The organism is Nitrospirillum guaranorum (assembly GCF_034653275.1).
Taxonomy (GTDB): Bacteria; Pseudomonadota; Alphaproteobacteria; order Azospirillales; family Azospirillaceae; genus Nitrospirillum.
On record NZ_JAYEES010000003.1, the window covers coordinates 1,993,219 to 2,006,698 of the forward strand.

Here is a 13,480-nt window from a genome sequence, read left to right on the forward strand (position 1 = left end):
GGCAACGTTTGAGCCTTCACTATGATCTTGAGGGGTATTTGAGCCCGCGACGTGGCCGGGGCCGGATCTGGGTCGGATCCGGGGCTTATCCCGGTATAGAACCGCGGAAGCGGCCGCCCCTCGCCTCAATCGTCCCCGGCGGCATGCTCCGTCGCCGGCCGCAGCGGATGGCTGTGGTGGCCGCTCACCTCGGCGCCGGCGTCCGGGTCAAGGCGTATGAAGAAGAGGAACGAGGCCAGGCCGATCGCCATCACGGTCAGGAAGGCCACCATGAAGTCGTGCGGCTCCAGCTTGGCGCCGCCGTGCAGGGCCAGGGTGGTGTGCAGCAGCAGGGCGCCGGTGGCGACACCCATGCCCAGCGACACCTGCTGCACCATGGACGACAGGCTGGTCGCGGCGCTCATGCGGGCCGCCGGCACGTCGGCGAAGGCCAGGGTGTTCAGGCCGGTGAACTGCAGGGACCGGAAGAAGCCGCCCACCAGCAACACCAGCAGGATCAGCGGCACCGGCGTGTCAGGACGGAACAGCCCGATGGCGCCCGTCAGCAGGGCCGACAGCACGCTGTTGATCACCAGCGCCTGGCGGAAGCCATAACGGCGCAGGATGGGGCCGGCCGTCATCTTCATCACCAGGGCGCCGGCGGCGGTGGCGAAGGTCAGCAGGCCGGAGACGAAGGCCGTCATGCCGAAACCCACCTGCAGCATCAGCGGCAGCAGGAAGGGGATGGCGCCCATGCAGATGCGGAACAGGGAGCCGCCCAGCACGCTGATGCGGAAGGTGGCGGTCTTCAGCAGGTCCAGGTCCACCAGCGGGTGGGGATGGCGGCGCGAGTGGCGCACGGCGATGATGCCGACCAGCACGCCGAAGGCCAGCAATGACGGCGCCACGCGCCAGTCCACGCCATCGCGGCCGATGGACTCGAACCCGGCCATCAGGGCGGCCAGGGCCACGCCGGAGTTCACGAACCCCCAGCCGTCCAGCTTGGCCACCGACTCCTCCCGATGATCGGCGATGTAGCGCCAGGAGAGGTAGAGACCCAGCAGGCCGATGGGGATATTGATGAAGAAGATCCAGCGCCAGGACAGGTAGGTGGTCAGCAGGCCGCCGATGGGCGGTCCGATCAGCGGACCCACCATGGCCGGCGTGGTCAGGTAGTTCATGGCCCGGACCAGCTGGTCCTTGGGCACCGTGCGCAGCAGCACCAGGCGGCCCACCGGCACCATCATGGCGCCGCCCACGCCCTGCAGCAGGCGGGCCAGGGCCAGCTGCGGCAGCGACTGGCTGAGCCCGCAGGCGATGGAGCCCAGGGTGAACAGCACGATGGCGGCGCGGAAGACACGGCTGGAGCCGAAGCGGTCGGCCACCCAGCCGCTGATGGGGATGAAGACCGCGAGGCTGAGGATGTAGGCGGTGATGGCCAGGCTGAGATGGATGGGACTGACACCCAGGCTCTCACCCATGGCCGGCAGGGCCGTGGCGAGAACGGTGGCGTCCAGGTTCTCCATGAACAGGGCGCACGATATGATGAGGGCGACGAGCATCGTCGTCACAGTGCCTTTCATCCGGGGGCCGCGGGTGGCCAAGGAAGACGCTAGAGAATCGCTACCTGCCGTTTGAGAATCTGGGCAAAGCCGGGCCCCTGACAAGTGCCGCCCGGGCATGGCAGACCGTCATGCATGCACATCTATTCGGCACGCGTAAAAATTCGGCGACCGGCGGAATAAGGCCCCGGCCGGGCGCGTCAACCGAGCGGTCCCATAAGGGCCAATGTCTCGACCACGGGAGGAATCCAGGATGCTGAAACAGATCGCCGCCGCCACCCTGCTGACCGCCGGCATCGCCCTTGCGGCGCCAGCCGTCGCGCAAGGCCCAGGGGGGGCCACCGTAGCGGAAACCGCCAAGGGCAAGACCCTGGTGGATGCCAAGGGCATGACCCTCTACACCTTCGACCACGACATGAGCGGCCAATCCAACTGCATCGCCGCGTGCGCCAAGAACTGGCCGGCCCTGCCGGCCACCGCTGATGCCGGGTCCAAGGGCGACTGGACCATCATCACCCGCGATGATGGCTCCAGGCAGTGGGCCTACAAAGGCAGGCCGCTCTACACCTTCGTGAAGGACGAAAAGCCGGGCGACATCACCGGCGACGGCCTGGCGAACGGCGCCTGGCACGTGGCGACACCGTAAGATGCGCGGGGCGGCGGGGTGTCAGGCGCCCGCCGCCACCTCCTGCACGAAATCCAGGAAGGCCCGCACCTTGGCCGGCGGCAGGTGGCGGCTGGGATGGTAGGCGTAGAGGGGATAGCGCTCCTCCGCCCAGTCGGGCAGCACCTGCACCAGCTGGCCCGACGCCAGCCAGGGTCCCAGCCCCAGCTCGAAGCTCTGGAACACCCCCTGCCCGGCTATGCAGGCCGCGACCGCCACGGAGGGATCGTCCATCACCACCCGGCCGGCCACCGCCACCGTCACCCGCTCCGCACCGCGATGGAATTCCCAGCCGAAGGGCAGGCCCGTCTGCGGATTGCGGAACAGCACGCCCTCGTGCCCCTCCAGGTCGGCCGGCGCCACCGGCGTGCCGCGGCGCGCCAGATAACCCGGCGCGGCGCAGGTCAGCACCCGCGTCTCCAGCAGCTTGCGCGCGATCAGGGAGGCCACGTCCGGCGGGCCGAAGCGCACCGCCACGTCCACGCCGGCCATCATCTCCTCCCGGTGGTTGCTGACCGTCATGTCCAGGACCAGGGCCGGATAGCGCGCCGTGAAGTCCGGCAGGCGGGGCGCCAGCACCATGCGGGCGAACCAGGGATCGACGGAGACGCGCAGGCGCCCATCCACCGTGGCCGCCGCCCCGGCCGCGTCCAGCGCGGCCTCCTCCAGCCCCGCCAGCAGCGGCGTCACCTGGGCGTGGAAGCGCCGCCCCTCCTCCGTCAGGGTCACGGCGCGGGGGCTGCGGTCGAACAGACGCACGCCCACCCGCGCCTCCAGCCGGGCGACGGCGCGGCTGACGCCCGAGGGCGTCAGGCCCAGCACCTCACCCGCGCGCACGAAGTTTCCCGCCTCCACCACGGCGGCCAGCACGCCGATGCCGGTCAACAGACGCGCGTCGAAGCCCATTCGCCTTCCTCCTCCTCAAATCATAATGACTATAGATCATCCTTCCGCTGACAAGGATGCGCCTGATTCAAATTCCTCCCCCGCCTAAAACAGGGCCAGCGGCCCCTGCGGCCGGCATCGGATCGAGGAGAGGATCATGTACGTCATCACCGGCATCACGGGTAAGGTCGGCGGCGCGGTGGCCGAGGCGCTGCTGGCGGCGGGCCAGCCGGTCCGCGCCGTCGTGCGCGACGCCGCCAAGGGCGCCGCCTGGGCGGCCAAGGGCTGCGAGGTCGCCCAGGCGGCCATGGAGGATGCGGCAGCCCTGACCCGGGCCTTCCAGGGGGCCACGGCCATCTTCGTCCTGCTGCCGCCCAACTTCGATCCCGAGCCGGGCTACCCCGCCACGCGCGGTATCGTCGAGGCGGTGGCCACGGCGCTGGCGGCCGCCCGGCCGCAGCGGGTGGTCAGCCTGTCCACCATCGGCGCCGACGCCCCGCATGACAACCTGCTGAGCCAGCACACGCTCGGCGAACGGCGCCTGGCCGCCCTGGACCTGCCCATCACCTTCCTGCGCCCCGGCTGGTTCATGGAGAACGCCACCTGGGACGTGGCCGCCGCGCGCGAGACCGGCGTGCTGCACAGCCACCTGCAGCCGCTGGACCACCCCTTCCCCATGGTCGCCACCCGGGACGTGGGCCGTACCGCCGCCCGCCTGCTGCGCGAGACCTGGTCCGGCCTGCGCGTGGTGGACCTGGAGGGGCCCGTCCGGGTTTCCCCCAACGACCTGGCCCAGGCCTTCGCCCAGGCGCTGGGCCGCCCGGTAACCGCCCAGGCCGTGCCGCGGGCGGGCTGGGAGGCGCAGTTCCGCGCCCAGGGCATGCGGCACCCCGGTCCCCGCATGCGCATGCTGGACGGCTTCAACGAAGGCTGGATCGAGTTCCGCGATGCCGGCGCCCACGCCTTGAGAGGCGAAACCTCCCTGGCCCAGGTGGTCGCCGCCCTGGTGGCGGGTGACGCCGGGCAGTAAGCGGCCAGGCCAGTGAGGGGGCAGCGGCGGGCGCGGCCATTTCGCCGCTTGGCATCCGGCAAGGTCGCGCTTAGGAGTTTACCTTCCCAAGTGGGGCCCTGGACCCAGGGCCCGGAAATGGCAGAGGAAATTCCATGAAGCTGTACTACAAGGCCGGCGCCTGCTCGCTCTCCCCGCACATCGTGGCCCTGGAGGCCGGCCTCGACATCGGTATCGAGGCGGTGGACCTGAGGACCAAGGTGACCGAGACGGGCGCCAACTTCCTGGAAACCAATCCCAAGGGCTCCGTCCCGGCGCTGGTGTTGGACGACGGCAGCCTGCTGACCGAGGGCGCGGTGATCGCGCAGTACCTGGCCGACCAGGCGCCCGCCAGCGGCCTGATCCCCGCCGCCGGCAGCGTGGCGCGTTACAAGGTGCAGGAATGGCTGAACTTCATCGCCACGGAACTGCACAAGGGCTTCAGTCCGCTGTTCAACCCGGCCACGCCGGATGACTACAAGGCGATGGCCAAGCAGAACCTGGACCGCCGCTTCACCCACCTGGAGCGGACGCTGGCCGACGGCCGCAGCTACCTGACGGGCGAGACCTTCACCGTGGCCGACGCCTATGCCTATGTGGTGCTGGGATGGGCGGGCCAAGTCGGCATCGACCTCGCCGCCCACCCCAAGGTCGCCGCCTTCTTCACCCGCGTGGGCCAGCGCCCCAAGGTGCAGGCGGCGCGAAAGGCCGAGGGCTTGGCGGCCGCCTGAGCGGGTAGTCTGTGAAAGGGGCCGTCATCACTCGCAGCGCGGCAGCGGGACGGTGACGGCGGCCCCGGTATAGACGACGGTCTTGCCATCCTCCGCCCCCGCCGCGGCACCGCAGACCACGCGGACGCTCATGGACGGCGCCATGCCCGGGAACGTGCCGTCCCGCGCCTGGATCGTCAGGCGGCGCTGCGTGTCCGACCAGGCCATGGCGATGACCGCGCGCTTGCCGGCCTGGTAGCCATAGCCGTCGCCCTCATCGTCATACAGCTCGTACGCGGCGTCACGGCCGGGGTAGACGCGCAGCTCCAGCGGTTCGTCGCTGGGGGCGTCGGCATAGGCCTTGACGGGGCCCAGCGGCACGATGCTGCCCGCGCGGACGAACAGCGGCAGCGTCGCCAGGTCCGCTTTCGCGTCCACGCGCCGGCCGGCCGCCTGGGCGGCACCCGTCCAGAAATCGAACCACCGGCCGCCGCCCGGCAGGTAGACGCCGCGCGTCGAAGCCCCCGCCTGCAGCACGGGCGCCACCAGGAACGCCTTGCCGAACATATACTGGTCGGTGACGCGCAGGGCGTCGGCATCGTCGGGGAAGTCGAAGGCCAGCGCCCGCATCATCGTCCCGCGATGGCTCAGCACGTCCCAGGACAGGGAATAGAGATAGGGCAGCAGGCGGTAGCGCAGCTTGACATCGTCGATCAGGATCTTCTGGATCGCCGGGTCGAAATTCCAGATCTCCTTGCCCTGCCCCGCCCCATGGATGCGGAACATGGGGTTGAAGACGCCGAACTGGTGCCAGCGCACGAACAGCTCGGCATAGGCCTTGTCCTTCGCCGGGTCGGGGCTGAAGAAGCCGCCGATGTCCGCCGACCAGTAGGGCTCCCCGCTCAGCGAGAAATTGAGCGCCGCCGGAATCTGCTTGGCCAGCGTCTCCCAACTGGCGTGGGTGTCCCCGGACCAGGTGATGACGCCGTTGCGCTGCTGGCCGGCATAGGCGGAGCGCGACAGGATGAACACGCGCTTGTCCGGCTGGTCCCGCCGCATGCCGTCGTGGACGCCGCCGGTGTGCATCAGGGGGAAGCTGTTGTTGACGACGATGCCGGGGCCGGCGGCGGTCAACTGCTCCCGCATCTCGCCGGTCTGGCCGCCCAGCTCGGCCTCGTCCCCATCCAGCCACCAGCCGTCGAAGCCCAGGACGCCCAGGTTCCGCATGACCTGGGACCAGTAGATCTCCCGGCCCTTGGGGCTCCAGGCGTCGTACCACCGGCCGACGCCGGCCGGGTAGACGTTGTTGAAGGTGTCGGGAAAGGCCGCGCCGGCCTGGTCCAGTTCCGCCAGGTTGGCCGTGCCGAGGTCGAAGCGCGGCCACACCGAGATGATGGTGTGGACGTGCATGTCATGGATCGCCCCGACCATGGATTTGGGGTCGGGGTAGCGCGACACTTCGAACCGGTGGCTGCCCCACTGGCCGGCCGCCCAATACTGCCAATCCTGCACCACGGCATCGATGGGCACGCCCATGTCCCGGTAGCGGCGTGGGATGGCGACCAGTTCATCCTGGGTGCTGTAGTGCTCCTTGGACTGCCACATGCCCCAGGTCCAGCGGGCCATCAGCGGCACGTCGCCGGTAAGCGCGCGATAGCCCGCGACCACATCGTCCAACTTGGGGCCCAGGATGAAATGATAGTCAATGCCCGGCCCGGCCTCGGACCGGATGCCCAGCGGCGCCTTGCCGGTGGCGACGTCGACATCGGTGACGGAGGCGTTGTTCCACAGCAGACCGAAGCCCGTGGGCGACACCAGCATGGGGATGCCCACGTCGGTGTTGGCCTGCTGCAGATGGATGGTGTGGCCGCTGTAGTCCAGCAGGCCGTTCTGGTGCTGGCCCAGCCCGTAGACCGGCGTCGCGGTCTTGAACCATTGGGTGGCCCCCACCCCGGCGTCACGGTCCCCCTCCTCCAGGATCACATGGTCCTTGGCGTCCAGGAAGGTCACGGCCGCCGTCCGCTTGGCGACGCGGACATGCAGCCGCGCGGTGGTCAGCACATAGGCGTCGGCCGTCTCGTCCACATGGAAGGCGACCTCACCGGGGTGCGCGATGACGGCCGGATTGTAGTTGCCGCCATAACCGGGCGTGCCGAACCGGACGTGGATGATGCCGTCCTGCCAGGGCTCGATGGTGAGGACGCCGCGCTCGGTGCGCAAGGCCAGCGCGTCGGCGCCGTCCAGCTTCCGCACCACGGTGTCGGCCCGGGCCGCCGACGTGAGCGCCAGCGCCATGCCGACGGCCGGCAGGAAACGCCTGGACATGAAATCCTTCAATGGTGAGCGCATGGCCATCCCTGTCGTTTTGTTTATGGGCTTGCTTCACGGGGATATCGCGTCGAGCGTGACCCGTCGTGTGGGCAGCCCCACGACGTCGATGTCGACCGTGATGGGCCCCGCCCGAGTCCCGGCCCGCACGGCCGCGACCACCCGTCCATGGAAGGTGCGCCGCTCACCGGCTTGGAAGCTGCCCGCGTCCCGCGGGTCGCCGTTGCCCATGCCGGCCAGTGCGCCGGCTCCCGCGACCCGTATGGTCACCAGGCGGTCGGCATCCCGCGCATAGACGGGCGTCCCATCGGCATCGGCCAGCTCCACCGTCAGATAGGCCAAATCCGCGCCATTGGCCCGCACCGTCGCCCGGTCCAGCGACAGCCGCGCCTGGACGGGCGCGCCGGCGGTGCGCAACTCCCACCGCCCCGCCGGCTGGCCGTCGCGGTAGCCCACGGCGACCAGGCGGCCGGGCGCGTAGGGGACCTGGAAGGTCGCCTTGTACTCGCTGTCCACGCCCACCGGACGGCGGCCCAGGCTGCGGTCGTTCAGGAACAGCTCCACCTCCGGGAACTCGGAATAGACCACCACCTCCAGCGGCTTGCCCTCCTGCCCCGGCCAGGTCCAGCTGGGATGGACGTCATCCAGCGACCAGTCCAGGTGCGGCGGCTGGATGGGGAAGTAATGGCGGTCGGGTAGATCCTCCGTCCCCGAGGGCTGGCGCACGAAGGCGGAAATGGGGTCGATGCCCGACTTCCACAGCACCTCGCGGTAATACGCCGCCGGCCGCTTGCGGCCCGTGGCGTCGATCTCGCCGCAATAGGCCAGGGTCCAGGGATAGGGCGCCAGCTGCTGCCAATCCTGGCTGTAGCCCATCCAGCCGATGCCGGCCTCACCGATGTAATCGACCGCCGTCCAGACGAAATCGCCGATCACCCAGGGCATGGTTTCCACCGGCCGCCAGTACTGGAAGGCGTCCTTGGGCGTGGACTCCGTGGTCAGCATGACCCGGTCGGGGAACTGCGCATGATCCGGGCCGAACAGGTGGGCGCGATAGTTGTAGCCCGCCACGTCCAGCACGGCGAACTGGCGGGCGTTGTCCGGCCCGTCGATGCTGACCGCCTGGGTCACGGGGCGGGTGGGGTCCAGGCGGCGCACGCGCTCGGCCAGCCGCCGGCCCGTTTCCGCCCCCTGCTGGGTCCCCTGCTCCGGTATCTCGTTGCCGATGCTCCAGAACAGCACGCTGGGATGGTTGCGGCCGCTGACCACCAGACTGTCCAGGTCGGCCGCCCAATCCTGCGCGAAGACGCGGGCATAGTCCTGGGCGCGCTTGGGCTTGTCCCAGGCGTCGAACGCCTCGTCGATGACCAGCATGCCCAGCGCGTCGGCCGCGTCCAGCGTCGCCTGACTGGCGGGGTTGTGGGCGCTGCGGATGGCGTTGTAGCCGGCGGCCTTCATCAGCGCGACCTTGCGCGCGTCCGCGTCCGGCAGGCCGGCGGCCCCGATCATGTAATTGTCGTGGTGGATGTTGCCGCCCTTCAGCACCACCTTCCGCCCGTTGACGCGCAGGCCCTGGCGCGCGTCGACGGTGATGGTGCGGATGCCGAAGCGGGTACGCCGTTCATCCTTCAGCGCGCCGCCCACGCGCACCTGCTGCAGCAGGGTGTAGAGATTGGGCGCGTCGGGGGACCACAGCGCCGGCCGGTTCACCAGCAGCGGCTGGTCCAGATCCGCGCGGGCCTTGGCCGCCACCGGCAACGTCCGGCGCGCCTGGGCGACCACGGTGCCGTCGGCCGCCACCACCTGGGACAGCAGGTCCACCGTCGCCGCGCGCGGCGATTGGTTCACCACCGTCGACCGCACCGACACCTCCCCCCGTTCCGCCGTCGCCACCGGCGTGGTGATGGCCGTGCCCCCCGGGTCGAGGTGGACGAGGTCCAGGATGTCCAGGCTGACCGGACGGATCAGGCCGGTGCCGGCGTACCAGCGCGACGACGGGTCGGGGTGGTTGACCCGCACAGCGATCACGTTGTCGCCGGGGCGCACCTTGCCCGTCAGGTCCAGGCTGAAGGCGGTGTAGCCATAGCGATGCCGCGCCATCGGCTGGCCATTCAGCCAGATGTCGGCATCCATGTAGACGGCTTCAAAATTGAGGCGGACGACGCGGGCCGCCTGCGCCGCGTCCAGCACCAGGTGGCGGCGATACCAGGCCTGCCCCCCCGGCAGATAACCGGAATCCTGCCCGGCGACCGCCTGCGCGTCGAAGGGCGGCGTGCCATCGGCATGGTCGTCGATGGAAGCGTCATGGGGAACGGTGACCGGCCGCCAGTCCTTGTCATCAAACGCCGGGGCTTCAGCCCCCGCCGCCTCACCCCGATGGACACGCCAGCCGGATACCAGGGGCCATTGTTCCGCCCCGGCGGTCGTGGATAGGACGGCGAGGACCGCCGACAGAGCCAGGAGTTGGCCGCAGCTTCGTGGCATCACGCTGTTCTCCCTGGACCCGCCACCCCCGTGTCACAGCGAGCCCTTGTTTATTCTGGCGCCACCGTGCGGCCGCCCCGGCTCGCCATTCGGCAAGCCGGAAGCGACCGCGCCGGTGATAGCGCTAACATCCGCAGCTATTTGTCTGAGTAATCAGCTTAATGTCAACAGGGCACGGGATCCGGCGGGGGCAGGCCGGGACGACGCCCCCACCGCACGGGTCACGGCGGCAATGCCTGGTTGTCCCGGCAACATGTCCAGGCTGGCGCAGGCGACAGGGCCCGCCAGGACCGTTATTCCCTTGGTCCGACCAGCCGCTAGAAAACGCGGGTCGTCAAGGTCGCCGCTGGGAAGCCGCCTTGGAAGCGGTTTTTATCTGTCGCCCGTGCCAGGGCGAACGCCGCCGCCTCACGCCACGAAGGCGTTGTCCACGCCGGCCCAGCCGGGCAGGCCCTCGGCAACCACCAGATGGTCGCGCACCTCGCGCACGCCGGGGCCGTTTTCCGCCACCACGCGGAAGGCCTGGGCCACGCGGGCGTCGTAGACGGCCCCCGTCAGGGTGACGATGCCATTCTCCACCACCACGTCCACCCGGCTGTCCGCCCACCAGCGCTTGTCGGCCAGTTCCATCAGCAGGCGGTAACGGATTTCGGCATCCAGCAGCGGCGGCTCCTCCCCCGGGGCGGTGGCCAAGTCGAAGGTGTGCAGCAGGGCCCGCACCACGTCGGCGCGGCTGATGACGCCGGCCAGATGGCCGTGCGCCAACACGGGCAGCCGCTTCACCTTGCGGCCGTCCATCAGGGCGACGGCCGTGGCGATGTCGTCGTCCACGTCCACGGTCAGGACGTCCCGGGTCATCACCTCATCCACCCGGCGGCCATGGACCTTGCTGTACTGGTCGGCCTGGTCGCCCGGGGTGGTGAACATGCGCTGCCACCAGCGGTCATGGACCTCGGTCCCCGTCTCGGCCCGGCGCATCAGGTCCCCCTCGGTCAGGACGCCGACGACACGGCAGCCGCCCCCGTCGGCGGCGGCGTCATCCTCCACCACGGGCAGCCCGCTGATGCGGTTGCGCACCATCAGGCGCAGGGCGTCGACCAGGGGGGTGTCCGGTCGCACGGTCAGGACGCCGGGCGTCATGATCTGGCGGACGGCGGTGGGTTTGAAAATCTCTAATGTCGGGGCGGGCGCGGCCATGACGGCATCCTCCGGTTGGGATGACCCATAGTGGGCTCTCAGGACCGGGGGCGTCCTTGATACCGATCAATCAGCCGTCCATCCAATTGTCGCCCTAACCAAATTCAGCCGTGGCGAAGTCTAGGAAGCTGCGCAGCTTGGGCGTCATGCGCCGGTCGGGGGCGTAGAGCAGATGCATGGGCCGGGCGGGCACCGTGTAATCCGGCAGCAGGGCGATCAGGTGGCCGGCGGCCAAATCGGCCCGCGCCACCTCCAGCGGCTGCAAGGCCACGCCCAGGCCGGCCCGCACCGCCACCTGCAGCGCCTCGCCACTATCGATGCTGAGGCGGCCCTCGACCGGGACGGACACCAGCCCTTCCGGCCCCTCGAATGGCCAGGTGCTGCGTATTGCCGTGTTGGGGAACAGCAGGCACTCATGGTCCCGCAAATCCAGCGGGTGGATCAGGGGTGGGTGGCTGTCGAGATAGGACGGGGCGGCGCACAGCACCAACCGGTAGGGCGCCAGCGCGCGGGCCATCAGCCGGCTGTCCGATAGGTCGCCGATCCGAAAGACGACGTCATAGCCTTCGTCGATCAGGTCCACCCGGCGGTTGGCCAGGGTCAGGTCCACCGAGACCTCCGGATACCGGCGCATGTAGTCCGCCAGCCGGGCCGCCAGGACGTGGACGCCGAAGCTGACCGGGGCGTTGACACGCAGACGCCCGCGTGGAACGGCCCGGCTTTCCGCCGCCAGGCTGTCGGCGGCATCCACCTCGGCCAGGATGATCTTGGCCCGTTCATAATAGGTGCGCCCGATGTCCGTCAGTCCCTGGCGCCGCGTGGTGCGGTTGAGCAGGCGCACGCCCAGATGCTGTTCCAAGGCCCGGACATGCTTGCCCACCACCTGGGACGACATGTCCAGCGCGGCGGCGGCGGCCGAGAACGAGCCCAGTTCCACCGCCAGGACATAGATGCGCATGCTGGTCAGGCGGTCCATCCCATCCATTTCATTTCTAATGACGCGACGCCACGGCGATTTATCACGTTCACTAGCCAACCGTACAGTTTGGGCCTGCCAACCCAAGCGAGATCGACAATGACTGATCACGACATCGCCGCAGCCGTGGCCCATATGCGGGCGGAATACCGTGCGATGATCCCGTCCGCCGGCGCGCCGGATCCGGTGGCGCGGGAGCGGATTCTAGCCATCCCTGCCCCCGATGGCCCCGCCGGCGGTCCCCGGCGCACCATTCCGGCACGCCTGTACGTGCCGGCCACGGCGCCCGGGGGACGGCGCTGCCGGTGGTCCTGTTCATCCACGGCGGCGGCTTCTGCGCCGGCGACCTGGAGACGCATGAGGTTCTGGCACGCGCCATCGCCAACAAGGCGGCGGCCCTGGTGGTCTATGTCGACTACCGCCTGGCGCCGGAGCACCCCTACCCCGCCGGGTTGAACGATGTCTACGCCACCCTGGAATGGCTGGGGGCCCACGCCGGCGAGATTGAGGGCGACGCCGGCCGGATCGCCCTGGCCGGGGACAGCGCGGGCGGCACGCTAGCGGCGGCCACGGCCCTGCTGGCGCGGGAGCGCGGCGGCCCCGCCATCGTCGCGCAATGGCTGATGTACCCCACCGTCAGCAACAAAATGGACACCCCGTCCTGGGCCGAATACGGCGACACCCATTTCCCGACACGGGCGGCCAAGGAAATCTTCATGGCGGCCTACATCCCGGCGGACGTCGATCCCTACGGCCCGCTGGTGGCGCCGCTGTGGGCGGAAAGCCATGCGGGCCTGCCGCCGGCCCTGGTTCAGACAGGGGAGAAGGATCCCCCTGCGGGATGAAGGGGTGGCCTACGCCCAGGCCCTGGCCCAAGCGGGGGTGAGCGCGAGCGCGGTCGTCTACCCGGGGCAGACGCACGGCTTCATGCAGTTCTTCAAGGATAAGGCCAACAATCCGGCGGGCGAGGCGGCCGTGGACGCGGGCATCGCCTTCCTGAAGTCCGCCTTCAGGACCGCATAAGGGGCGGGGCGGCGCCGGATCAGCAGGCGGCGCCGGCGTCCAGGATGGGGGCGACCAGGGCGTGCAGGGACAGGGCGTCCGGTGCCGCGCGCAGCGTGGCGGCCAGGCCGGGGGTGCGCAGGGCGCGGCTGATGCGGGCCAGCGCCTGCAGATGGGCGTTGCCGCAATGGATGGGGGTCAGCAGGCCGAAGACCAGATCCACGGGCGCGCCGTCGATGGCCTCGAACTCCACCGGCTTGGCCAGGCGGACGAAGGCGCCGATGGGGCGGGTGATGCTGCTGAAGCGGGCGTGGGGAATGGCGATGCCGGCGCCCACGCCGGTAGAGCCCAGCGCCTCACGGGCGCGCAGGTCGTCCAGGACGGCGCCGACGTCCAGCGCGCCGGCGGCGGCGATGCGCAGCGCGATTTCCTTCAGGACGGCGTCCTTGGAGGTCACCGTGAGGCCCAGCCCGACGGAGGACGGCGCCAGGGAGGAACCGGCGCCGGCGGGGGCGGATGACGGATCGGATGCGATCGACGCCATGACGTCAGCGACCTTGGGAGCGGCGAAGGCCCATCGGGACGCCACGCTGGAGCGGAGCATGAAAACAACCGTACTGGTGACCGATGGCCGTCAAATAAGCG

The 13,480-nt window shown here is 69.8% G+C and carries 12 protein-coding genes; 5 read left to right on the forward strand and 7 right to left on the reverse strand.

What is annotated here, in order from left to right; genetic code table 11:
* Positions 1-125: 125 nt before the first annotated feature.
* Positions 126-1,541, reverse strand: coding sequence for a DHA2 family efflux MFS transporter permease subunit (locus tag UAJ10_RS18095; protein ID WP_322917349.1), 1,416 nt, complete (start codon positions 1,539-1,541; stop codon positions 126-128).
* 253 nt (positions 1,542-1,794) lie between these two features.
* Here UAJ10_RS18095 and UAJ10_RS18100 point away from each other — a divergent pair, with 253 nt between their 5' ends.
* The gene (locus tag UAJ10_RS18100; protein WP_322916598.1) at positions 1,795-2,187 is read left to right on the forward strand and encodes a COG4315 family predicted lipoprotein; all 393 of its coding nucleotides are present in this window, start codon (positions 1,795-1,797) and stop codon (positions 2,185-2,187) included.
* A 21-nt stretch (positions 2,188-2,208) separates the two neighbouring features.
* Here the strand turns inward: UAJ10_RS18100 and UAJ10_RS18105 are convergent, their stop codons facing one another.
* Positions 2,209-3,111, reverse strand: a complete 903-nt coding sequence (locus UAJ10_RS18105; RefSeq protein WP_322916599.1) for a LysR family transcriptional regulator — start codon at positions 3,109-3,111, stop codon at positions 2,209-2,211.
* Between the two features lie 136 nt (positions 3,112-3,247).
* Between UAJ10_RS18105 and UAJ10_RS18110 the strand changes: the two genes are divergently transcribed.
* Together UAJ10_RS18110 and gstA are read left to right on the forward strand one after the other, a co-directional pair.
* Positions 3,248-4,120: an NAD(P)H-binding protein gene (locus UAJ10_RS18110; RefSeq protein ID WP_322916600.1), complete on the forward strand. Its 873-nt coding sequence runs from the start codon at positions 3,248-3,250 to the stop codon at positions 4,118-4,120.
* 134 nt (positions 4,121-4,254) lie between these two features.
* Positions 4,255-4,869, forward strand: a complete 615-nt coding sequence (gene gstA, locus UAJ10_RS18115; protein WP_322916601.1) for a glutathione transferase GstA — start codon at positions 4,255-4,257, stop codon at positions 4,867-4,869.
* 27 nt (positions 4,870-4,896) lie between these two features.
* Here gstA and UAJ10_RS18120 read toward each other — a convergent pair whose 3' ends face one another.
* The 4 genes from UAJ10_RS18120 to UAJ10_RS18135 all read right to left on the reverse strand — a co-directional run bounded on the left by UAJ10_RS18120 (position 4,897) and on the right by UAJ10_RS18135 (position 11,833).
* On the reverse strand, positions 4,897-7,173 hold the full coding sequence (locus UAJ10_RS18120) for a glycoside hydrolase family 31 protein (protein WP_322916602.1): 2,277 nt from the start codon (positions 7,171-7,173) through the stop codon (positions 4,897-4,899).
* A gap of 57 nt (positions 7,174-7,230) precedes the next feature.
* Entirely contained in the window at positions 7,231-9,660 is a 2,430-nt protein-coding gene (locus tag UAJ10_RS18125; protein ID WP_322916603.1) for a glycoside hydrolase family 2 TIM barrel-domain containing protein, read from the reverse strand.
* Positions 9,661-10,068: 408 nt separating this feature from the next.
* Positions 10,069-10,857, reverse strand: coding sequence for a CBS domain-containing protein (locus UAJ10_RS18130; RefSeq protein WP_322916604.1), 789 nt, complete (start codon positions 10,855-10,857; stop codon positions 10,069-10,071).
* 94 nt (positions 10,858-10,951) lie between these two features.
* A complete protein-coding gene (locus UAJ10_RS18135; RefSeq protein ID WP_322916605.1) occupies positions 10,952-11,833 on the reverse strand; it encodes a LysR family transcriptional regulator in 882 nt (293 codons plus the stop codon).
* A gap of 299 nt (positions 11,834-12,132) precedes the next feature.
* Between UAJ10_RS18135 and UAJ10_RS18140 the strand changes: the two genes are divergently transcribed.
* Positions 12,133-12,678, forward strand: a complete 546-nt coding sequence (locus UAJ10_RS18140) for an alpha/beta hydrolase (RefSeq protein ID WP_322917350.1) — start codon at positions 12,133-12,135, stop codon at positions 12,676-12,678.
* A gap of 4 nt (positions 12,679-12,682) precedes the next feature.
* On the forward strand, positions 12,683-12,856 hold the full coding sequence (locus UAJ10_RS18145) for an alpha/beta hydrolase family protein (RefSeq protein WP_322916606.1): 174 nt from the start codon (positions 12,683-12,685) through the stop codon (positions 12,854-12,856).
* Between the two features lie 19 nt (positions 12,857-12,875).
* Here UAJ10_RS18145 and UAJ10_RS18150 read toward each other — a convergent pair whose 3' ends face one another.
* Positions 12,876-13,379, reverse strand: coding sequence for a PTS sugar transporter subunit IIA (locus UAJ10_RS18150; protein WP_322916607.1), 504 nt, complete (start codon positions 13,377-13,379; stop codon positions 12,876-12,878).
* Positions 13,380-13,480 lie beyond the last annotated feature (101 nt).

Excerpts from the sequence above, each read along its gene's own strand:
- UAJ10_RS18135 (WP_322916605.1), bottom strand. The coding sequence starts at position 11,833 with ATGGACCGCCTGACCAGCATGCGCATCTATGTCCTGGCGGTGGAACTG.
- gstA (WP_322916601.1), top strand. The coding sequence starts at position 4,255 with ATGAAGCTGTACTACAAGGCCGGCGCCTGCTCGCTCTCCCCGCACATC.
- UAJ10_RS18105 (WP_322916599.1), bottom strand. The coding sequence starts at position 3,111 with ATGGGCTTCGACGCGCGTCTGTTGACCGGCATCGGCGTGCTGGCCGCC.
- UAJ10_RS18120 (WP_322916602.1), bottom strand. The coding sequence starts at position 7,173 with ATGTCCAGGCGTTTCCTGCCGGCCGTCGGCATGGCGCTGGCGCTCACG.
- UAJ10_RS18100 (WP_322916598.1), top strand. The coding sequence starts at position 1,795 with ATGCTGAAACAGATCGCCGCCGCCACCCTGCTGACCGCCGGCATCGCC.
- UAJ10_RS18125 (WP_322916603.1), bottom strand. The coding sequence starts at position 9,660 with ATGCCACGAAGCTGCGGCCAACTCCTGGCTCTGTCGGCGGTCCTCGCC.
- UAJ10_RS18095 (WP_322917349.1), bottom strand. The coding sequence starts at position 1,541 with ATGCTCGTCGCCCTCATCATATCGTGCGCCCTGTTCATGGAGAACCTG.
- UAJ10_RS18150 (WP_322916607.1), bottom strand. The coding sequence starts at position 13,379 with ATGGCGTCGATCGCATCCGATCCGTCATCCGCCCCCGCCGGCGCCGGT.
- UAJ10_RS18110 (WP_322916600.1), top strand. The coding sequence starts at position 3,248 with ATGTACGTCATCACCGGCATCACGGGTAAGGTCGGCGGCGCGGTGGCC.
- UAJ10_RS18130 (WP_322916604.1), bottom strand. The coding sequence starts at position 10,857 with ATGGCCGCGCCCGCCCCGACATTAGAGATTTTCAAACCCACCGCCGTC.